The 21,417-nt window shown below is 73.2% G+C and carries 13 protein-coding genes; 6 read left to right on the top strand and 7 right to left on the bottom strand.

Translation table 11 applies throughout. The features are described 5' to 3' along the window. Positions 1 to 197 precede the first annotated feature (197 nt). Positions 198 to 1,445, bottom strand: a complete 1,248-nt coding sequence (locus ADK41_RS18500; RefSeq protein ID WP_030822539.1) for a cation:proton antiporter — start codon at positions 1,443 to 1,445, stop codon at positions 198 to 200. Between the two features lie 4 nt (positions 1,446 to 1,449). Further along, a complete protein-coding gene (locus ADK41_RS18495) occupies positions 1,450 to 1,920 on the bottom strand; it encodes a cation:proton antiporter regulatory subunit (RefSeq protein ID WP_030822535.1) in 471 nt (156 codons plus the stop codon). A 286-nt stretch (positions 1,921 to 2,206) separates the two neighbouring features. Between ADK41_RS18495 and ADK41_RS18490 the strand changes: the two genes are divergently transcribed. The 5 genes from ADK41_RS18490 to ADK41_RS18470 all read left to right on the top strand — a co-directional run bounded on the left by ADK41_RS18490 (position 2,207) and on the right by ADK41_RS18470 (position 10,605). Continuing rightward, positions 2,207 to 3,043 (top strand): universal stress protein, encoded by an 837-nt coding sequence (locus ADK41_RS18490; protein WP_030822532.1) that lies wholly within the window; start codon positions 2,207 to 2,209, stop codon positions 3,041 to 3,043. 380 nt (positions 3,044 to 3,423) lie between these two features. After that, the gene (locus ADK41_RS18485) at positions 3,424 to 4,836 is read left to right on the top strand and encodes a cytochrome P450 (protein WP_063756486.1); all 1,413 of its coding nucleotides are present in this window, start codon (positions 3,424 to 3,426) and stop codon (positions 4,834 to 4,836) included. Then, on the top strand, positions 4,811 to 5,821 hold the full coding sequence (locus ADK41_RS18480) for a (-)-alpha-amorphene synthase (protein ID WP_106979399.1): 1,011 nt from the start codon (positions 4,811 to 4,813) through the stop codon (positions 5,819 to 5,821). The genes ADK41_RS18485 and ADK41_RS18480 overlap by 26 nt, the downstream gene beginning before the upstream one ends. 173 nt (positions 5,822 to 5,994) lie before the next feature. Beyond that, positions 5,995 to 8,904 (top strand): ATP-binding protein, encoded by a 2,910-nt coding sequence (locus ADK41_RS18475; RefSeq protein ID WP_051843038.1) that lies wholly within the window; start codon positions 5,995 to 5,997, stop codon positions 8,902 to 8,904. A gap of 408 nt (positions 8,905 to 9,312) precedes the next feature. Then, positions 9,313 to 10,605, top strand: a complete 1,293-nt coding sequence (locus tag ADK41_RS18470) for an extracellular catalytic domain type 1 short-chain-length polyhydroxyalkanoate depolymerase (RefSeq protein ID WP_078661853.1) — start codon at positions 9,313 to 9,315, stop codon at positions 10,603 to 10,605. 409 nt (positions 10,606 to 11,014) lie between these two features. On the opposite strand, the gene ADK41_RS18465 is transcribed toward ADK41_RS18470, so the two are convergent. The 5 genes from ADK41_RS18465 to ADK41_RS18445 are packed head-to-tail and all read right to left on the bottom strand — an operon-like array spanning position 11,015 to position 20,865. Continuing rightward, positions 11,015 to 12,973 carry a hypothetical protein gene (locus tag ADK41_RS18465; protein WP_051843037.1) on the bottom strand — a complete coding sequence of 653 codons (1,959 nt, stop codon included), beginning with the start codon at positions 12,971 to 12,973 and terminating at the stop codon, positions 11,015 to 11,017. Beyond that, a complete protein-coding gene (locus ADK41_RS18460) occupies positions 12,970 to 14,130 on the bottom strand; it encodes a VWA domain-containing protein (protein ID WP_030822515.1) in 1,161 nt (386 codons plus the stop codon). Before ADK41_RS18460 ends, ADK41_RS18465 begins: the two co-directional genes overlap by 4 nt. Then, entirely contained in the window at positions 14,127 to 16,463 is a 2,337-nt protein-coding gene (locus ADK41_RS18455; RefSeq protein WP_030822512.1) for a DUF5682 family protein, read from the bottom strand. Before ADK41_RS18455 ends, ADK41_RS18460 begins: the two co-directional genes overlap by 4 nt. Next, positions 16,460 to 17,557 (bottom strand): AAA family ATPase, encoded by a 1,098-nt coding sequence (locus tag ADK41_RS18450; protein ID WP_030822509.1) that lies wholly within the window; start codon positions 17,555 to 17,557, stop codon positions 16,460 to 16,462. Before ADK41_RS18450 ends, ADK41_RS18455 begins: the two co-directional genes overlap by 4 nt. Before the next feature lie 8 nt (positions 17,558 to 17,565). Next, entirely contained in the window at positions 17,566 to 20,865 is a 3,300-nt protein-coding gene (locus ADK41_RS18445) for a DUF4132 domain-containing protein (RefSeq protein ID WP_037803717.1), read from the bottom strand. 304 nt (positions 20,866 to 21,169) lie between these two features. On the opposite strand from ADK41_RS18445, the gene ADK41_RS18440 reads away from it, so the two are divergent. Beyond that, positions 21,170 to 21,349 carry a hypothetical protein gene (locus tag ADK41_RS18440; RefSeq protein ID WP_158717646.1) on the top strand — a complete coding sequence of 60 codons (180 nt, stop codon included), beginning with the start codon at positions 21,170 to 21,172 and terminating at the stop codon, positions 21,347 to 21,349. The last annotated feature ends 68 nt before the right edge of the window (positions 21,350 to 21,417 follow it).

Below are 21,417 nucleotides of genomic sequence, written 5' to 3'. Positions count from 1 at the left end.
TCGAGCGAAGTCGAGAGTGGGGGAGCCTGCCAGGCGTCGCGGGGCAGACGGAAGTTCGACGACAGCCGCTACGGGCCGTTCGGTTCCTGCCGGGGTCGCGGGGTCCGGAACCACTCGGCTGCGGGGTGTCGCTCACCGGAGCCGGCCTGATCCGAACGGCGCCCCGGCCTCGTCCGTCGGCGGGGGCGCCGGCCGGTTCAGCGTTCGGGCCGGCTCTCGTCCACCGGCTCCAGCGTCTCCGCGGTCGGCATCGTGACCTGTGCGGGCACGGTGTCGGCGGACGCGGTGCGCCGGGCGGTCAGGCGCAGCGCGATGGGCTCGGTGTAGCGGGCCGTGAGCGGGCCGATGACGACCAGGACCAGGACGTACGCCGTGGCCAGCGGGCCGAGGTCCGGTTCGATGCCGGCGGTGACCGCGAGACCGGCGATGACGATGGAGAACTCCCCGCGGGCGACCAGGGTGCCGCCCGCACGCCAGCGGCCCTTGGAGGAGATCCCGGCCCGGCGGGCGGCCCAGTAACCGGTGGCGATCTTCGTCAACGCGGTGACGACGGCGAGCGCGAGGGCGGGCAGGATCACCGGCGGGATCGACTGGGGGTCGGTGTGCAGTCCGAAGAAGACGAAGAACACGGCGGCGAACAGGTCCCGCAGCGGCGCCAGCAGGTTGTGCGCGCCCTCGGCGACCTCCCCGGACAGGGCGATGCCGACCAGGAACGCGCCCACGGCCGCCGAGACCTGCAGCTGCTGGGCGAGGCCCGCGACGAGCAGGGTCAGGCCCAGCACGACCAGCAGCAGCTTCTCCGGGTCGTCGCTGGAGACGAAGCGGGAGATCACCCGCCCGTAGCGGACGGCGACGAACAGCACGAGCCCGGCGACGCCCAGCGCGATGGCCAGCGTGACGCTGCCCGCGGCGAGGCTGACGCCGGCCAGCAGGGCGGTGATGATCGGCAGGTAGACCGCCATGGCCAGGTCCTCGAGCACCAGGATGCTGAGGATGACCGGGGTCTCGCGGTTGCCGAGCCGCCCGAGGTCGCCGAGGACCTTGGCGATGACGCCGGAGGAGGAGATCCAGGTGACGCCGGCCAGCACCACCGCGGCGACCGGGCCCCAGCCGAGCAGCAGGGCCAGGGCGGCGCCGGGCAGGGCGTTCAGCGCCATGTCGACGAGGCCGGCCGGGTACTGGGTCTTGAGGTTGGAGACGAGGTCGCTGGCCGTGTACTCCAGGCCGAGCATGAGCAGCAGCAGGATGACGCCGATCTCGGCGCCGATCGCGACGAACTCCTCGCTCGCGCCGAGCGGCAGCAGCCCGCCCTCGCCGAAGGCGAGGCCGGCCAGCAGGTAGAGGGGGATCGGGGAGAACTGGAGGCGTCCGGCGAGGCGCCCCAGCAGGCCGAGCCCGAGGATGATCGCGCCGAACTCGATCAGGAAGACCGCGGAAGAGTGCACTCGCTCACTCCCGCCCGAGAATCGTGGCGGCGGCGTCGATGCCCTCGCGGGTGCCGATCAGGATGAGCGTGTCCCCGCCGGCCAGCCGGAAGTCCGGCGGGGGGGACGGGATCGCCTCGGCCCGCCGCAGCACGGCGACGATCGAGACCCCGGTCTCGGTGCGCATCCGGGTGTCGCCCAGCAGCCGACCGTTCCAGTGGGAGGCGGCGGACAGCTCGATGCGCTCGGCGACCAGTCCCAGGTCGGTGGTGTGCAGCAGGTTGGGGCTGTGGTGGGCGGGCATGAGCGCGTCGATCAGCGCGGTCGACTCGGCGACGGTCAGCCGTATCGAGCGGGCGCAGGCGTCCGGGTCGTCGGAACGGTAGACGTTGACCGTGCGGGCACCGTCGCGGTGCGCGATCACGGACAGGTGCTCGTGCTCACGCGTGGTGAGGTCGTATTTCACGCCGATGCCCGGCAGCGGCGTGGCGCTCATCCGTGGAGCAGGCACAGCCCGTCCCCTTTCCCGGTTCTCTTGTCGATGTCGTGCGAAGTGTGGTGCCGGCCGTACCGTCGGACGGCACGGGTGATCGACCCCCACGGGGGTAATGGTGCCATCCCGCCATTCGGCCGGAACATGGGTGTTGTCACGGATGGACAGGGTGCGCGACGGAGCCGAGGATGTCCGGGGAAACCGTGTCGCCGCAGGTCGAAGGGGTGAGTGCGGGCCGTCTTCCGCGGGTACCCGGAGGTACCGCCGTGGCCGGGGACGGGAGCGAGTGGTGAACGACACGGTGATCGTAGGAGTGGACGGTTCGCCGTCCAGTCTTGCCGCGGTCGACGTCGCGGCGCACGAGGCCCGGCTGCGCGGCGCGCGCCTGCGGATCGTGCACGCGTTCAGCCGCCCGGCCGACCTCGACCCGATGATCCACGGCACCCTGGCGCGGGCCGAGCAGCGTGCCCACGACCGCTCGCCGGGGCTGGAGATCGCCAGGACCGTGGTGTCCGGCGAGACGCTGACGGTGCTGCGGAGCGAGTCGCGGCACGCGGTGCTGACGGTGGTCGGCGGGCGGGGCCGCGGCGGGTTCGGGGAGCTGCTGCTGGGCTCGACGGTCGTGCAGCTGGCCGCGCACGGGCACGGTCCGTTGATGGTGGTCCGTGGCCGTCCCGCCCCCGAGGGGCCCGTGCTCCTCGCCGTGGACGGCTCGCCGGCCGGGGCCGCGGCGGCGGATTTCGCCTTCGCCGAGGCCGCGCTGCGCGGGGCGCCGCTGGTCGCGATGCACGTGTGGAACACCTGGAGCGAGCCGACACCGTACGAGGGACCGGCCGATCCCTTGCACGTGGTGGTGGACCTCGACCGGCTCCGTGAGCGGCACCGGCGGCTGCTGGCGGAGGCGGTGGCCCCGTGGCGGGACGCCCGTCCCCGGGTCGCCGTGGAACTGCGTCTGGAGCGGGCGCGGGTACGGCACGCGCTGCTCGACGCGAGCCGGGAGGCCCAACTGGTGGTGGCCGGGGCCCGCGGCCACGGCGGCTTCACCGGAATGCTGCTCGGTTCGGTCAGCCAGGCGCTGCTGTACCACGCCGGCTGTCCCGTCGCCGTCGTCCGCGGCAGGGAGTGAAGGGGCCGGTGCGAAGGGGCGGGCGTCCCCGTTCCTCGTGGGGCCTCCTCGCCGCAGCGCGACGCAGCCGTGTGCACGGCCGGCGTCTTCGGACGTGTGAACGCGCCCCGTCCGTCCGCCGGGCGCCGGTGAGCGCGGAGGCGGCCGCGCGACACGACGACGATCACCACGGCGCGGACCCGGCCCGACCGTTCCATGGGGCGCACGCCTGAATTCCGTGCGCTCACCCGTGCACCCGTGCGCCCCCTGGGCGACGGGACGGGGTGCGTCGGGTGCCGGTCCGGTATGGGCAGGACAAGGTTCGAGTGCCACACGTATGTGGACTCGTCCATGTGGACTCACTGAATTCCGTTTGTGTCGCTTGAGACAGGTGGTATTCGATGAGCAAGTGCGTTCATGAGCCGGCGCCGACCTGGAGGTCGGGAATCGCACCCGGCATATTACCGTCCGTCGGACACGGTATCGCCTTGTTCCGGCGCCCGCTGGAGTTTCTGAATTCTCTGTCCGCGTACGGCGATCTGGTGGAGATACGCCTGGGTCCCGTGCGCGCCTGGGTGGTGTGCCATCCACGACTGGTCCACGAGATGCTCAGGGACACCCGCACCTTCGACAAGGGCGGCCCCCTCTACGAGCGGCTCCGGGCCCTCATGGGGGACGGGGTCGTCACCTGCCCGCACGCCGATCACCGCAGGCAGCGCAGGCTGCTGCAGCCCGCTTTCCGCCCGTCCCGCGTCGCCGGCCTGACGGGGGTGATGGGCGAGGAGGCCGAGTCGGTGTGCCGCGCGTGGCGGGCGGGGCGGAAGGTAGACGTCAGCGCGGCCATGATGGCCCTGACCACGGGGGCGATCAGCCGGGTCCTCCTCTCCGACTCGCTCGACGCGGCGAGGAGCGCCGAGGTGCGGGACTGCCTGGCCGGGATCGTCCACGGACTGTTCGTGCGTACGGTCGTCCCGGTCGACGCCCTGTTCCGGGTTCCCCTGCCCGCCAACCGCCGGTACCGGGACGCGGTCGCCCGTCTGCACCGGCTCGTGGACGCGGCGATCATCGAGCGCCGCGCGGGCGAGCCACGCGACGACCTGCTGGGGGCCCTGCTGGCGGCGGCCGACGCCGGGGAGCACGGGGTGACCCCCGGCGAGGTGCACGACCAGCTCGTCTCCCTGCTGCTCACGGGGTCGGAGAGCCCCTCCCTGGGCCTGTCCTCCACGTTCAGCCTGCTCGCACGGCACCCGGAGGCCGAACGCAGGCTGCACGCCGAGGTCGACTCCGTCCTGGCCGGGCGCGCCCTCCCCACCTCCGACGACCTGCCGCTCCTCCCCTACACCCGGGCCGTGGTCAACGAGACCCTGCGCCACTCCCCGCCCGGCTGGCTCTTCACCCGGTCCACCACCAGGGACGTCGAGTTCGGCGGGCGCCGCCTGCCGCGCGGGGCCACCGTTCTGTACAGCCCGTATCTGCTGCACCACGCGCCCTCGTCGTTCCCCGACCCCGAGCGGTTCCGGCCCGAGCGGTGGCTGTCGGGCGAGCACACCGACCAGCCGTACGGCGCGATGGTCCCGTTCTCCGCGGGCAGCCGGAAGTGCCTCGGGGACGCCTTCGCCATGGCGCAGAGCACGGTGGCGCTCGCGACCATCGCCCGGCGCTGGCGCCTGCGGCACCCCCCGGGGCCCGTCGCGCCGGTGCGCCCCGCGGTGACGCTGGGCCCCCGGTCGCTGCGGATGATCTGCGAACCGCGCGGGAACGGGCTCGACCGGCGATCCCGAGGGGCGGGTGACACCCTTGTCGACCACGCATGAGGACATCACGGCCGGCGCACTGCGCGGAGCTCCCGGCTCCCGGCTCAGCGACCTGATCGACGCCCATCTGCACATGCCGTTCCCTTTCCGGAGCAGTCCGCACGAGCACCAGGCCGTGGCGGGCGTCGAGAAGTGGCTGCGGGAAACGGGGCTGGCGGACGAAGGCTGGGTTCCGGAAATGATCGCCCGTACCCGTCCGGCCCAACTCGCCTCCTACAACGGTCCGGAGATGGATTCCGGTCTGCTGCAGATCGTCGCCGATCAGATCGCCTATCAATTCGTCTTCGACGACCGGGCGGAGGAGATCGGCCGACAGGGGCCCGGCCGGCTGCTGCCCATGCTGGACGAGAGCATCGCCGTCCTGCGGGACGACGCGCCGCCGTCGACGCCGCTCGGCGCGGCCCTGGCCGATCTGCACCGGCGGGTCCGCGAGCGGTGCACGCCCGCCCAGGCCGCGCGATGGGCCGTCAAGAGCCGTGAGTACGTGCACGGTCTGCTGTACGAGGCGGTGGCGCAGGCCGACACCGCCCCGCTGCCGACCGGACTGTGCACGTCGATACGGTCGCTGACCGCGGGGGTCGAGCCCTTCCATCCGCTGTGCGAGGCGGCACAGCCGTGCGAACTGTCCGACGCGGAGCTCCAGCACCCGGTGATGCGGCGGCTGACCCGGCTGTCGGCCGACGCGGCGGTGTGGATCCCCGATCTGTACTCCGCGGTGAAGGAGCGGCAGACCGGCGGGATGATCAATCTGGCCCTCGCCCACCAGCGGGCCCGTCACTGCTCCCTGCCGGTCGCCGCCATGCTGGCGATCCGGCAGATCAACCACGCGATCGACGAGTTCGTCGGCCTCTTCGAGGAGATCAGGCCGCGGCTGAGTCCCTCGGCCGTCGGTTACGCGGAGGGCATGGCCGGCTGGATCCGCGGGTGCTACCACTGGTCCCGTACCGTGCCGCGCTATGCGGACGCGGCGGCGGACCCCGTCTGACCCGGGCGCCGTCCATTCGGCGTCCCGTACCCACGGGGAGGACGCCTCAAGCCGCCGCCGCCTTCGATTCATCCGTCCTGTGGTGGCCCTGCCGGAACACGGACACGGTGCGCCGCGACAGGCATACGCTCGTCTGCCACCCGTTGGCCGAACGACAGGAAGCGGTACGGCACATGGCGATCGAGCGGCGGCAGCACGTCACCGAGTCCCGGCCGTTGCTGGAACGCCGACGGGAACTCCATGCCCTGGACGAGGCGCTGGCGGCCCTGCGGGACACCCGGGACGGGGTGCCGCAGGCGCCGCGCGGCGGCCTCCTCGTCTTCACCGGACCGGGCGGGATCGGCAAGACGGCGCTGCTGGCGCAGGCCCGCTCCCGCGCGCTGGCCCAGGGCGTCACCGTGCTGTCGAGCTGCGGCGGCAGGAACGAGCAGGAACTGGCGTTCCGTGTGGTGCGCCGGCTCCTCCAGCCCTCACTGGCCGCGATGGACGGCGGCGAGCTCCGCGCGTTCCTGGACAGCTGGTACGACGTCGTCGCCGTCGCCCTCGGCCTGGAAGCGGGGTCCGGCCCCCACGCGCCCGACCCGTCCGGGGTCCGCGAGGGCCTGGACTGGGTCATGACCCGGCTCGCCGTGCGGAAGGCGCCCATGGTGCTGCTGCTCGACGACCTGCACTGGGCGGACGTCGAGTCCCTCGACTGGCTCACCTCCTTCGCGCCCAGGGTGGCGGATCTGCCGCTGCTGATCGTCCTCGCCCACCGGCCCGACGACCTGCCGCCCGGGGCGGAGCCGCTGCGCGACCTGCCGGGCAGCCTCGGCACCCGCCCCTACGCGCTGGAACCGCTCACCTCCGAGGGGGTGGCGCGGATCGTCAGGGACGAGGTGGGGGACGAGGCGGAGGACGAGTTCTGCGAGGAGTGCCGGCAGGTCACCGGGGGAAGCCCGTTCGAGGCCGTCGAACTCGCCATCCGCCTGGGCGCACACAATCTGCGGGGCACCCGGCACGAGCTGCGCGCGATGCGGGACCTCGCCGCGGCGGTCAAGGGACGCGGACTGATCGAACGTCTGCTCGCCCTCGGGACGTCCACCGTCCGTTTCGCCTACGCCGCGGCCGTGCTCGGCGAGTCCGTGTCCCAGGAGCTCGCCGCCACCATCGCCGTGGTCGGCGGCGAGGCGGCCGCCGAGGCGACGGAGCGGCTGCGCGCCGCCCGGATCCTGGCCGAGGACGACGGGAGCGGGGACGGACTCGCCTTCGTCCACCCGCTGATCGCCACCACCATCTACCGTTCCATCCCCCCGGCGCTGCGGGTCGGACTGCACAACGGGGCCGCCGAGGCCATCCGTGCCGCCGGATTCGGGCCGACGGCGGCCGCCCGGCACCTGCTGGAGGTGCCCTGCGAGGGCCGCACCGAGGCGGTGGCGTGTCTGCGCGAGGCCGCCCGCGAGTACATGCGCGCCGGCGCCCCGGAAGCGGCCCGGCGGCTGCTGGCGCGGGCGCTCCAGGAGCCGCCGCTGCCCGAGCAGCGCGCCGAGCTGCTGCACGAACTCGCCTCCTCCACCTTCCTCATCAAGCCCACGGCCACGGTCGCGCATCTCCGTGAGGCACTGGCGGAGCCCGGCATCGACCCGGAGCTGCGGGCGTCCATCGTGTACCGGCTCGCGCAGGCGCTGGCGCACATCGACCAGGTGGCCGAGGCCGCGGCCGTCGCCGCCGACGAGGCGCGGCGCACCACCCATCCCCGGATCCGGCTGCGGATGCAGGCCGACCACTTCGTGTGGAGCTCGTACCGCACCGACGAGCCGGACCCCGTCGCCCGCTCGCGCAGGCTCGCCAGGCTGGCCGCGAAGGTGACCGGCCGGGGCCTGGAGGAGCGGTACATCCTGGGCCTGCGGGCCTGGGAGGCGGTGGTGTGCGGCGAGCCGCGGCAGACGGCCCTCGAGTACGCCGAGCGGGCCCTGCGGGGCGGGCTGAGCTGGACCGACGAGAACCGGGGCTTCGAGGTGCCGGTGGCGGTGGCGATGGTGTTCCTCTACGCCGACCGGCCGCGGCGGGCCGAGGAGCTGTTCAGCAGGGGCATGGCGGAGTGCGAGGCGAAGGGCTGGCGCGGTTCCCACCTCGCCCTGGGCCAGACCCTCGCCGGGTACATCCGCTACCGCCGGGGGTCCCTGGCCGAGGCGGAGAACCTCGTCCGGGAGGGGCTGCGCATCGCCGACCGGGTGGAGGGGGCGGTGCCCGCCCAGTGGTTCGCCGTCGGCATCCTCATCCAGACGCTCCTGGCCCGCGGACGCACGGCGGCGGCCCGCCAGGTCGCCGACCAGCACCGCTACGGCAGGCTGGTCCCGAACGCCGTCATCTACCCCGACCCGCGGACGGTGTACGCCGAGCTGCTGCTGGCGGAGGGCCGCGCGGACGAGGCCGCCGTGCTGCTCCTTGCCGTCGGGGAGTGGCTGGACGGGCGGGAGTGGCGCAATCCCGCCTGGTGCGCCTGGCAGTCGGGGCTGGCGTCCGCGCTCGCCCGCACCGCGCCCGACCGGGCGGTCCGGCACGCGCAGGACGCGGTCAAGCGGGCCCGGGACTTCGGGGCGGCCTCGGCGATCGGGCAGGCGGTGCACACCCTGGCCGAGGTGACCGGCGGCCGGGCCTCGCTCGACCTGTACGCGGAGGCCGTCGGCCTGCTGGAACAGTCGCCCGCGGCCTACGAGCTGGCCCGCGCCCTGGTCGGCCACGGGGCGGCGCTGTCCCGCACCGGGCAGGTGCAGGAGGCCGCCGACCGCCTCTACCGCGGGCTGGAGGGCGCCGTGCACTGCGGCGCGGAGGCACTGGCGATGCGGGCCAGGGACGAGCTCGCCGCCGCCGGACTGCGGCCGCTGCCCCTGCGGTACGCCCAGACGGACACGCTGACCGCGCCCGAACGGGAGGCCGCCGAGCTGACGGTCCGAGGGGTGTCCACGGCGGTGATCGCCGGGAAGCTGCGCCTCACGGAGCAGGGGGTGCGCCATCTGCTCTCGTCGGTCTACCGCAAGATCGGCACGGACGCCTCCGGTCTGGCGGCCGCACTGGAGTCGTTTCCCCGGCAACGGCCGTGAACGAGCCGCGGTCGAACGGGCGTCCGTCCCGGCCGGCTCGCAGCGGGACGCGGGGCGTCGCCGCCGGCCCCGCCACCGCGCGCCTCCGAACCCGGAGCGGTTCGATCCGCCATGGCGGCAGGGGTCCTGACCGGTCTCGACCCACGTACCTCAACCCGGGGCCGGGTGGCCCGATGACCTTCGAAATCTTTCGGGCCTCTTGCCTGAATGTCCGATCGACCGGCTCCTGAGGGAGTGGACCACCTGATCAATTGCGAAGCGAGTCACCGCTGTTGACTCCCCACAGCCTCACTCTTAACTTATTCGCATCAATTCGACAGCAGGACTGAAACTTTCGAAGCGCTCGAGTTGTCACACCCCTCGCATCGGCCACATCGGCTCCACCACCCCCGCGGAAAGGACGCTCGCGTGAAGGCCAGACGAAAGTTACGGATACGCCCACTCCTGCCGGCACTGTTCGGCGGGGTGGTCCCCCTGCTCGCCGGCCTCCTCCTCGCGACGCCGAGCGCACGGGCCGCCTCCCTCGCCGAGGTGACCGACTTCGGGAACAACCCCGGCAATCTGCGCATGTACGAGTACGTGCCCACCAGCGCCGGAGCGAACCCGCCGGTTCTGGTCGCGGTCCACTACTGCACCGGCACCGGGCCCGGCTTCTACTCGGGCACCGAGTTCGCCTCGCTGGCCGACCGGTACGGGTTCATCGTGGTCTACCCGGACGCCAACGTCAGCGGTCAGTGCTTCGACGTGTCCTCCCCGCAGGCGCTCAGGCACAACGGGGGCAGTGACCCGACGAGCATCGCCTCCATGGTGAACCACGTGGTACAGCGCCACGGTGCCGACGCCGACCGCGTCTACGTCGCCGGGGCTTCGTCCGGGGCGATGATGACCAACGTGCTCCTCGGCGACTACCCGGACGTCTTCAAGGCCGGAGCGGCGTTCATGGGCGTGCCGTTCGGGTGTTTCGCCACCACCGACGGATCGGGATGGAACAGCGCCTGCGCCAACGGCCGGATCAGCAAGACGCCCCGGCAGTGGGGTGACCTGGTGCGCGCCGCCTACCCCGGCTACAGCGGGTCGCGGCCGCGGATGCAGCTCTGGCACGGCACGACGGACACGACGCTGAACTACAACAACTTCGGCGAAGAGATCAAGCAGTGGACCGACGTGCTGGGCGTGAGCCGGACCCCGGTGCTCACCGACAGCCCGCAGCCCGGCTGGACCCGCACCCGCTACGGCGCCGACAGCACCCAGGCGCCCGTCGAGGCCATCAGCGTCTCGGGCGTCGGCCACAGCCTGCCCACCTCCGGCATGACCGCCAGGGTCATCTCGTTCTTCGGCCTGCACCAGGCCACGCCGCCGCCCACCACTCCTCCGCCGGCGAACGGCGCCTGCCGGGTGACGAACACCGTCAGCGCGTGGAACAACGGTCTCACCGACAACATCACCCTCACCAACACCGGTTCGTCGACGCTCAACGGGTGGACGCTGGCCTTCACGCTGCGCTCCGGACAGGCCATCATCTCCGGCTGGAACGCGACCTTCGCGCCCACCAGCGGTGCGGTCACGGCCAAGAACGTCAGCTACAACGGGACACTCGCCCCGGGGGAGAGCACCTCCATCGGCTTCCAGGCCACCCACACGGGTGACACCGGAACCCCAACGGAATTCGAGCTCAACGGATCCGCCTGCCAGGTCGGCTGAGCCGCCCCGCGACCGTACAGAGGTCCGGCCCGCCACGGTCGTGGCGGGCCGGACCTCACCGGCACAACCCCGGCGAAGCGAATCCCCAGCCCAGGAAGCTCAGCCGTACCCGGCGGTCGGGGTTGTCGCGGTCGGTGTCCACCAACCTCAGTCAAGGCGACCCCGAGGATGGCCGGCCTCCCTGAAGAGAGGCTGGTCGCGATCCTTGGTCCTCCCGGGGCCCGCCGCTCTTGAGCACTCGCACACCCTTCGTCAGGACATCTTGGTCCCGGCCGTCGGCGCCGCCGGCCGCCCGCCTCGCGACCGCCCCACGTGGACCCGGCCCGTCCCACCGAACCGAGAGCTGATCGAGGACGACGTGCACAAGGTGCTGGGGCTCAACGCGAATGCAGCGGACCATCATTTCCAGTCACGGCCATGTGTACGGGCCGGTCCGGTGGAGTTCCAGGGTTGTGGTGAGGCGGATGACGGCGGTGTACCAGTGGGAAGTGGCGGGGGCCGGGCCGTGGGTGCGGAGGGTGGTCGTCACGGCGGAGACCTTGTCCGCGGTGGTGTGGAAGCCGGTTCGGCGCAGGAGGGCGGCTGCTGATTCGAGGATGTCGTGGTCGGTGGCAGTCAGGTGCTTCAGGCCCTGGTGGGCGGCCTCGGCGAGGGCGGCGAGGGCCTGTTCCAGGGCGGTGGTGAGGGGATCGTCCGGGGGGTGCGGGGCGACGGGGAGGGCGGTGTCGCCGTCGCCGGGGGCGAGGTCGGGGACGAGGACGCCGCGGGAGGTGCGGACGGCGAGAGGGGCGAGGAGGACCCTGCCCCGGTCATGGCGGAGGGAACCGCTGATCCGGTCGGCGGTGCCGGAGGCGAGGGCGTAGGCCAGGGCGTCCAGGGTGCCGGGGCAGTGGGGGTTGTGCGCGGCGCTCAGCAGGGCCTCGTTGCCGGCCGGGTCGTGAAGGACGGCTTCGAGGCGCTGTGCGGCCGGGTCGTACCGCACGGGTCCGGCCTCCGCGACGGCGAGGACGCGCATGGACTCGGCCTCCACCCGAGGGCGGACGAGGCGGGGAGGGAGGGCACCGGGGGCGGGGAACTGTGCGGCGAGGTCGGTGACCAGCAGCCCGGGCGGCAGGTCGTCCCAGGCGGTGCCGACGGGGGTGACGGACGTGGTGGCGATCCGGCCGCGGGCGATCTCCACGGCGCGGCCGGCTGTGCGGGAGGTGGCCTCGCTGACCACGTTGGCTGCGGCAAGGGTGCGCAGGTTCGTACCGAGGATCCTGCGGGAGCCGAGGTCGTGGCCGGTGGGCGCCTGACCGTCGGGCAGCTCCCAGCGTTTGTGCAGAACGAGGACGACACCGGCGTCGGGGTGGGCGAGGAAGACGTCGGCGGTGCGGTCGCGGGCGGAGCCGTCGACGTGACAGCCGAGGGCGACGAGGCGGACTCGGCGCAAGGCTGTGCGGGCCGTCTCGGCAGTGCCGAGGACGGCTGCGGGGTCGGTGGGGGCGGCGCGGTGGCGGGCGTGGAGTTCGGCGAGGAGCAGGGCGTGGGTCTCGCGGTCGTGGCGGGCGCCGCGGACGGCGTGCTCGGCGAGCTGGTGGCGTATCCCCTCGAGGGCCGCGGCGGGCCAGTGGCGGCCGGTGGCCGTGAGGGCGGCGCCGGCACGGCGGAGGGTTCCGTCCAGGACGGGGCCCGCCTGGGGGACGCCTTCGACGAGGAGTTCGTCGACGAGGTCCATGGCTGCGCGGTGGGCGCTGTCGCCGTTGTCCGGGGTTGTTTCCTTTCCTCCGACGGTGACTCGGTCGCTGCCCTCGGTGTCGGCGGCTCGGAAGGCCCAGACGGCGAGGACGACCGTCGGGCCGCGTAGCGGCTCGGCGGCGTCGGTGACGGCGAAGCCGGGGCGGTGGGGCACGGGGAAGCGGACGGTGCAGGCGGGGAGTTCGACGGCGGGAACGGGGTCGGCGGGGGTGGGGCGGTGGAGGACGGCCTGGTAGCCGCGGTCGCGGGTGCGACGGGCCGCGGTGAGGACGGGACGGCCGAAGGCCTCGGCGAGGGCGGTGTCGTCGATGCTTCCGGGGGACCAGTCGGTGAAAGGCGGCGGGGTGTCCGATGCGGTCGCGGTGCGCTGGTAGGCGAGGACGAGGCCGATGCGGTGGCGGCAGACTCCGTGGGCCCCGCAGCTGCAGCTGGCGTCCTGCAGGGTGGCGCCGGTCGGCAGTCGGGTCTCGGTGCCGTCAGGAAAGCAGCCGTGCACGGTGTGGTCGCCGGTGACGTCCAGGTCGGGGCCTGCTCCGGCGTCGAGGTCCTTGGCGGCGCGTTTGACCAGGCCGCGGTTGGCGAGGGCGGCGAGGGTGTCGGGGGTGAGGGCGAGCAGGTCGGTGCGGGTCATGCCGTTCGTCCTCCGTGGGCCATTCTCCCGGCGACGAATTCGGCCAGGTGGCCGGGGGTCATGGCGCCGATGTGCGCGCCGGCCTCGGCGAGGCGGCCGGCCAGGTCGCGGTCGTAGGAGGGGGCGGCCTCCTCGTCGAGGGCGGCGAGGCCGAGGACGGTGACGCCCTGTCCGGTCAGGTCGCGGACGGTTCGGGTCAGGCGGTGGGCGTCGCCGCCCTCGTAGAAGTCGGTGATCAGGGCGACGATCGTGCGGCGCGGGTTGTCGACGAGGCCGGCGGAGTAGTCGACGGCGCGGGCGATGTCGGTGCCACCGCCGAGCTGGACCTTCATCAGGAGTTCGACGGGGTCGGTGACGTCGGAGGTGAGGTCGACGACCTGCGTGTCGAAAGCGACCAGGTGGGTGCGCAGTCCGGGCAGGCCCCATAGGCAGGCAGCGGTGACGGCGGAGTGGATCACGGATCCGGCCATGGAGCCGGACTGGTCGACGAGGAGGATCAGCTGCCACTGCTCGATGTGGCGGCGGGTTCGGGAGTGGAAGTGCGGCTGCTCGATGAGGATGCGGCGGTCCTCGGGCCGGTAGTGGGCGAGGTTGGCGCGGATGGTGGCCCTGAAGTCGAAGTTCCGGGCGAGGGGGGCTCGGCTGGGGCGGCGAAAGCGGGCTCCGGTGAGGGCGCGCCGGACCTCCGGCCTCAGTCGCTCCGTCAGGTCGCGCACGACGGCTTCGACGACGCGCCGGGCGGCGGCCAGAATGTGCGGGTTCATCAGGTGTTTGGTGCGCAGCACGGCCCGCAGCAGGCTGGTGCTGGGTTCTACGCGGAGAAGAACGTCGGGATCGGTGATGATCTCGTCGATGCCGTAGGTCTCCACGGCGTCGCGTTCGAGGCGTTCGACCGTCTCCCGGGGGAAGAGCCGGTGGATGTCGTCGAGCCAGTCGACGACGGCGAGCGTGGAGGGGCCGTCGCCGCCCTCCCGGCCGTCGGCGGTGCCGCGGCGTTCACCACGGCGGGCGAGGTCGTCGTCGCGGCCGTAGAGCCACTGGAGGGCGGTGTCGCGGGCGGCGTCCGGGCCGTCGAGGCCGCCGGTGCGGCGTTCGGCGGGGGCGCCGAGGATCAGCCGCCAGCGTTCCAGTCCTGCGCGGGGGTCGTCGGGGGTCATCGGGGTGCTCCGAGGGCGTGCCGGTCGAGCAGGAGGCCGGTGTGTTCCTCGAGGGCCGCGGCACGGGCGAGGAGCAGCGGGTCGGCGGTGGTGCGCAGCAGGGTGCGGGCGGAGCCGTGCAGGTTCCGGCGGTCGAGGAGGAGTTGTGCGACGCGTTCGCGTTCACGGGGCGGGAAGAAGGCGAAGGCCTGACGCAGGGCGGGCAGGGCGTGGAGGAAGACGTCGTCGGTCATGGTGGTGACGACGCCGTCCAGGGTGGCGAGCAGGGACTGTTCGCCCTTCGGGGCGGGCCGCAGGATTTCTTCGCGGGCGAGGGCGAGCAGGCCGGCCAGCCAGTCGCCGAGAACGGCGGGGTCGGCCGCGACGGCGAACGCTTCGGCCTCGCCGGCGGGTTCGGCCAGGGCTCCGAGGGCGCGGCACAGGCCGAGGGCGGCGCCGCGCAGGTCGGCGGGGGCGTGCCGGTCGCGGGCGATGCGGGCGGCGGTTGCGGCGGCGGTTTCCGGGGTGGTGAGGGTAAGGGCGGGTGCGGCGTGGAGGAGGGCGTCGCGGACGGCGGTCAGGGCGCGCAGGCGGGAGACGTCGACGCCGGGCGGGCCGCCGTGGAGGCCCTCCACCAGGTGGAAGATCCGGTCGACGGCGTGGTCGAGGACGGTGCCGAACAGCGGGTCACGGGCGGTACCGAAGACGCGGTCATGGCGCCAGAGGCCCAGTACCACGGCGAGGGCCCGCCCGAGGGGGCCGGGGTCGGCGGTAGTACGGATCCGGTGGGCGAGGCCGTCCAGGAGGTCGCGGGAGAGGGTTCCGGCTCCGCAGAGGACGGCGTCGAAGAGGAGGGCGGCGGTGGTCCCGGCGTCGGCGGCTGTACCGGTGTCGCGGAGGCGGCGGGCGAGGAGGGCTGTGGCGGCCTCGTCGGGGCGGGCTCCGTAGGCGCCGGCCTCGGTCAGTGCGGCGTCGCGGCCGGTGCGGGGGCAAGGTTCCCAGGTTTCGCGGTCGCGGGGGTCGGCTCCGTGGTCGGGGCCGGTGAGGCGGGTGTGGCCGGGGATGCCGAGGACGCGCAACTGGTGGAGAAAGCGGCTGCGTTCGAGTCCTCGGGGGTTGGTGAGGTCGAGGTCGAGGGTGCGGTCGCCGTCAAGACCGAGGCGGATCTCCTCGGCAGTCACGTGGTGGACCAGGGGTGGCAACGGGGTGTCGGGGTGGAGGCGGCCGGTGCGGTCGCCGGTGCAGGCGACGACCGTTTCGACGACGGCGGGGTGGGCGCCGGGCCTCAGGGGGCCGTCGGTGTTCCAGGGGAGCGGCTGGTCGAGGTCGTCGGTGATCAGCGCGGCGGCGAGGCCGTCCAGGACGTCGACGCGGGCGGGGCGGGGGTGTCCGCGGAGGGCGGCGAGGCCTTCGGTGAGGGTGTGGGCGGAGATCAGGGCGGCGGTGGAGGCGGGGAGGCGGCGGGCGCGGAGCCGTTCCACGACGGTGCGATGGAGGGTTTTCGCGGCCGCGTCGGGGCCTTCGTCCCACAGGTGCTGGTAGTAGCCGGGGGACGGCATGCCGGACTGGTAGCCGGCGAAGGCGTCCATCTGGCGGAAGGAGTAGGGCACCAGGAAGCTGCCGCCCGCAGCCCCGTCGGGCGGGACGGGCACCGGGGGCCATGCGGCGGGTTCCGCGCCCGGAGACGTGCCGGGGGCGGCGGTGAGGGCGCGCAGGGCGGGCTGGTGGAAGCCGCCGGTCACCACCAGGACCGGCCGGCTGCCGGCGTGTGCGACTGCGGCACGGACCCAGGAGGCCATGTACTGCTCGCGGGCGCGGTCCCCGTCGTCGGCCTCGGTGTCGCCGCGCACCAGGGCGAAGTAGGCGTCCAGGCGGTCCCGCAGGCCGTCCGGATCGGCGATCTCGAAGAGGCGGTCCCACAGGGCGTCCACGGTGTCGACCCGGTAACGGGCGCGGAGCCGTTCGGTGGCGCGGCTGTAGCGGGTCTCGGCGTCGGCGTAGCGGTTGGCCGCGCCGTCGGGGCGGTCGGTGAAGGCGCGGTGCCAGGCGGGCAGGTCGATGAACCGGACCTCGGCGCCCGCGGTACGGCCCTCGGTGAGTGCCACCCATTCCGGGGAGTACGCGCACAGCGGGGTCCAGGAGGTGGCGACCCGTTCGGTGCCGCGGTAGTGGCCGAAGACGGCGATGGGCAGTTCGTGTCCGAGGAGCAGTTCGCCGATCCGGTCGTTCATGTCGGCGGGGCCCTCGACCAGGACGTATGCCGGGCGCAGTTCGCGGATCGTGCGGCGAACGAGGCCGGCGCAGGCCGGTGAGTGGTGGCGCACCCCCAGGAAGGTGACGCGGGCGGTGCTCACCGTTGGTCCAGCAGGTGCCGGGCGTCGTGGAGGGCCTGCCACTGGGGACCTCGGCGCAGGCGGGCCTGCTGTTCGAGGAAGCGGCGCAGGCGGGCGAGGTCCTCGGGGCTGTCCTTGGCGGCGGTGCCGGCGAGACAGGAGACGATGTCGGCGGCGTTGCCGGCCTCGCCGCGCAGGAACCAGCCGCGCAGGCCGACGGCGTGGGCCGTGGAGACGGCTTCGGCGGTGCTCATCACCGCGGAGGGCCGGTCGTCCTGGCCGGGCGCGCCGCGCAGTTCGCGGAAGGTACCGACCAGTACCTCGAGGAGGTCCCGGTCGGGTGCCCGCTCGACTCCGGACTCGCGGAGCAGGGCGGTGGACTCGGCTTCGACGAGGGCGAGTTCGGTATCGAGGTCGGGTATCGGGAAGACGGTCTCGAAGTTGAAGCGGCGTTTGAGTGCGGCGCTCATCTCATTGACGCCGCGGTCGCGGGTGTTGGCGGTGGCGATGACGTTGAAGCCCTGGCGGGCGAAGACCATGCCGTCGTCGCCGTCGAGTTCGGGGACGGCGACGACGCGTTCGGAGAGCAGGGAGAGCAGGCAGTCCTGGACCTCGAGGGGGCAGCGGGTGATCTCCTCGAAGCGGACGATGCGTCCCTCGGCCATGCCGCGGAGCATGGGGGCGGGCACCAGGGAGCGGCGGGAGGGGCCTTCGGAGACCAGCAGGGCATAGTTCCAGGAGTACTTGATCTGGTCCTCGGTGGTGGCCGCGCCGCCCTGCACAGTGAGCGTGGAGGTGCCGCTGACGGCTGCCGCGATGAGCTCGGAGAGCAGCGACTTGGCGGTGCCGGGTTCACCGACGAGCATCAGACCCCGGTTGGTGGCCAGGGTCACCAGGGCCCGTTCGACGAGCGAAGGGCTGCCGACGAACTTGCGGCTGATGCCGGCGTCGGGGTCTCCGACCACGAAGCGGAGGGCGGCACGGAGGCTGAGCTGCCAGCCGGGCGGCCGCGGGTCGGTGTCCCCGGCACGCAGCTCGGCGAGTTCGTCGGCGTGGCGCACTTCTGCGGGCGGGCGCTGCAGGCGGGGCGGGTGCGGGTCGCTCACTGTGGTCACGGCGGGGCTCACTTGGCGGTGATGTCGGTCAGGTCGGCGAGGATCTCGGAGGCGATGACGGGGTCGATCTCGCCGAGGCGGTGCGGGTACGTGTGGCTGCCCCAGTAGTCACCGGGGGCGGTGTCGATCCATACGGTCTCGAGGGTCTGGTCGGGGAACGCGTCGACCATGCCGACGGCGATGCCGTCGCCGAGGGCGATGACGAGGTGGCGGTCGCGGGCGATCGGGCGGGAGAACCAGCGTTCCACGCCGTTGTCCTCGGGTGTGCCGCGTTCCCAGCCGCGCTTGGTGAGGCCGAGGAGCTTGCCGACGGGGACGGTGACGCCCTCGAAGCGGGTCAGCCGGTGGCCGGTGGCCTCCTCGTCGGTGAAGGCGTGCACGGGGCGCCCGAGCTGCGGGAAGGGCTGGAGGATCTCGTAGTCGGCGAAGAGGTCGGCCCAGGGCTCGAGTTCGTCTCCCAGATGGAGAGGGTGGGCGAGGCGCACGGTGGCGTCGGCGGGGAGGGTCCATGCGTCGTCGTGGACGTCGGCGAGGGTGAGGTCCTCGGCGACACGGAACGCGGTCACCATGCCGTCGCCGTCGCCGAGCCAGACCAGGCGGCGCACCAAGTGGCGCAGAAGGGGGTGTGCGACGAGCAGTTCGCGGAACTCGGCGGCGGTCCAGGAGCGGCCGGTGACCATGGCGGCCTCCAGGCGGCGCAGCTGGTCGGAGGCGATGGTTCGGACCTCCTTCTTGAGGGCGGCGAACCGCTTGCGCTCGGCGGGGGCGAGTTCCTGGTCGTCCTTGACGCCCGGGGCCGGCAGGGACTTGCGGAGCTTGCCGGTCTCGTCACGGACACAGGGGCGGAGCTGTTCGTCGAAGGTGACGGTGAAGCGGCGCGGGCCGTAGTCGATGACGGTGCTGCCGTCGTCGGCGAGGCCGAGGTCGGGGACCAGCCGGTCGGCGAGCTGGTCGGTGGTGAGGCCGAGTCCTTCGGCGACCTCGTCGATCTTCTCCCGGGCTCGCTTCTTGAGGGCCTTGAACGGCACACGCTGGGAGATGCCGTGCAGATGGCGCAGGGCGGTGTCGGTGCCGATCGCTGCGAGGACGGTGAGGCCCTCGACGGCCCGGTGGTGGGCGTTCTCACCGGGCCAGGCACGCACGAGGGGGGTGAGACGGCGGACGGTCTCGTCGTCGCCGAGGAGGCCGAGGGCATGGAGGGCCCAGCTGTCCTTGGCCGGCATGCCGTGGAACCGCCACGTCTCGAAGAGGGCCCAGGCGAACTCGGCGAGGGAGCCGGCGTCGCAGTGCTCGGTGACGGTGGCGAGGCCGGGGTAGACGTCACCGGGCTTGGAGATCTGCAGCATGGTCGTCACGTGACGGACGGCGTCGTCGGGCAGGGCGCCGCGGCCGCCGGTGAGCCGGATCTGCGGGAACAGGGCGGGGTCGGCCCAGGTGCAGGGGGAGGGCATCCTCGCCGGGAGGGCGGCCTCCAGCGGATCGCCGGCGAGGAGGTCGGCGACGATCTCCTCGGCCTCGGCGCCGCAGCCGGCGGCGATCTCCCGCACGGCCTCGGGGCCCACTCCTGCGGCGAGTTGCCGCAGGGCGTGTTCGGCGTGGGTGCGGGGCCTGCCCGCCGGGCCGACGGCGTCGGGAACGAGGAAGGCGGCCGCGGCCCGGCCGTGGCGGCGGAGCCAGGCGATAACCGTGGGCCTCAGCGACTGACGGCGCACCAGCCACTCGGCCATCTGCCGGGCCACCTCGACACCGCGGTAGGGCAGCAGCAGGCCGCCGGCGGTGGCCGGGTGGCGGGCGGCGAGCCGGCTCAGCATCGGCAGGGCGTACAGGCCGTGGCGGGCGGCGACGGGCCTGAGGTGGCTCTCGGTGTCCCAGACGTGCTCGGGGGCGAAGGCGTCGAGCAGCGGGCGTACGACGTCCTCGGGGCCGGTGACGAAGAGGCGGGCGTCGCGGATGTCGCCCCGCCACGTCCCCTGCTGCATCCGCTGGATCTCGCGGGACCAGTCGTGCTCGCGCCACCAGGGGGTTTCGTCGACGATGGTGGCCGCCCAGGCCTCCTGCTCCCCGGGCTTCCAGGCCACTTCGGCCTGCGGCGCCCCGGGGACGTCGCGGGCCACGCGGGCCTTGCGGCCGGCGCGCTTGCGGGTCCACGGCGGGGCGACCAGCAGGGCGGGGAGCGCCTCCGCGGGCGCTTCCGCGTCCCGTTCGCCCCGCTTCAGCAACGGGGCGACGGCGGCTGCGGACGCCTCGGGCAGGGCGGGCAGCGTCTCCTTCGTGAGCTCCGGGTGGGTCACCACGTGCAGGGGCAGCAGCATCCGGGAGAGGGACGCCTGTTCGCTGTCGCCCGCCGCGGCGGCGGAGAGCAGCCGCAGGGCCCGCCGCGGGTAGCGGTTCATGGCGTCGAGCAGGGCGGGGCGGACATTGCGGTCGCCGCCCTTCCTCAGCAGCAGGCGGAAGGCGTCGTCGGTGGGCAGTTCGGCGGCCCAGCCCGCGACGTCCCGGTGTCCGTCGGATCCGTAGGCTCCGTCGAACGCGTCCTCCAGCAGGGACCCGACGGCGGGACCGAGCCGGTTCGCGAGGGTGGCGAGCAGTTGGAGGTTCCAGCCGTTCCAGCCGAGTCGTGCTCCTTCGCCGATGCGGGCGATCTGCTCCGGCCGGTACAGGGAGAGAAGGAGCATGCGCCGCAGGACGGAGTCGTTCGGTATCGGACCGTCGCAGCACTCGTCGACCCAGGCGTGCTCCTCGGGTACCAGGTAGGAGACCACGATGCGGCGCTCGACGCTGTCCCGGAGGCCGGCGAGGGCCTCGACGGTCCGCTGTCGGGTCTCCTCGTCGGCCGCCGCGAGCAGGTCCCGGACACGGGCGGCGGTCTCCCACACGTGGTAGGTCCGGTAACCGGTCGTTCTCCGCAGCGCCGCGTCGTACCGTCGGGAACCTGACTGCTTGTAATGGGGGTTGACCCATCCCAGCTCCACGACGGCACCGGCGGCGAACGGCAGGCCGTGTTCGGTCACGCAGGCGTCGACGAGCACGTCCACCATCGTGTGGTGCCAGCCGACGGCGATCTCCACGGCGGCTCCGAGCGGAGAGGGACTGCCCTCCCGATGGGCCCGGCCCTCCTTCACCAGCTCCGGGTCGCTGCCGGAGGAGGAGAACATCGCCTCGAACCAGGCCGCCTCCTGCGCGTAGCGGCGGGCGGCCTTCTCCACCGCGTCCTCGGCCGGCTTCGCGGCGGCCCGGAGCACGGGCAGGGCCCGCAGCCAGGCGGCGGGCATCTCGAACCGGTCCTCGTCGGCGATTTCCTGGTGCATGGCGCTGTTCCTCCCCGTCACCCGTTGCACGGGGACCTCATGAGCAGTTACCGATCACGCTAGACCTCGGCACTGACAACGGTCGGGCCCGTGCACGCCCGACGGCGGCACATCCGCATCGCGGGATCCCCTGCCTCTCACGATCGACTTTCCTGTGCTGCTCGCGCTTTCGACCTGCATCAGGTGTACGGGGCACCGTCTTCCCGCAGCTCGCCTCCTGCGCCGATCGCCGCACCGGCGAGGTGCTGTGCGACCGGAAGGCCACGGCCTCTTCGTTGGCCCTCACGAGGCGGGGACGATGGTCATGCCCAACGCGGACCGCACGTTCCAGCCCGTGTGGAAGCCGACCGCCGAGCAGTCCACCGGCATCGTCGACGACGGGTTCCTCCGAGGACGACTCGACCGGAACGTCAAGAACCGTCGATCGCCGTTTCGCGCGTACCGGCGCGGACGGCGCCTTCTCGCGGGTGTGGCCGCGCGGTAAGACGATCGTCCCTGTCGCTGTGGGGACGGAGCTCGACGCGGCGTCGGCCCGCCGGATCGCGGCCGTTG

Origin of the sequence: Streptomyces caelestis (genome assembly GCF_001279005.1) — a bacterium.
Lineage (GTDB): Bacteria > Actinomycetota > Actinomycetes > Streptomycetales > Streptomycetaceae > Streptomyces > Streptomyces heliomycini.
The sequence above is the reverse complement of the archived record's forward strand: the minus strand, read 5'-3'. Positions and strand labels throughout refer to the sequence as shown.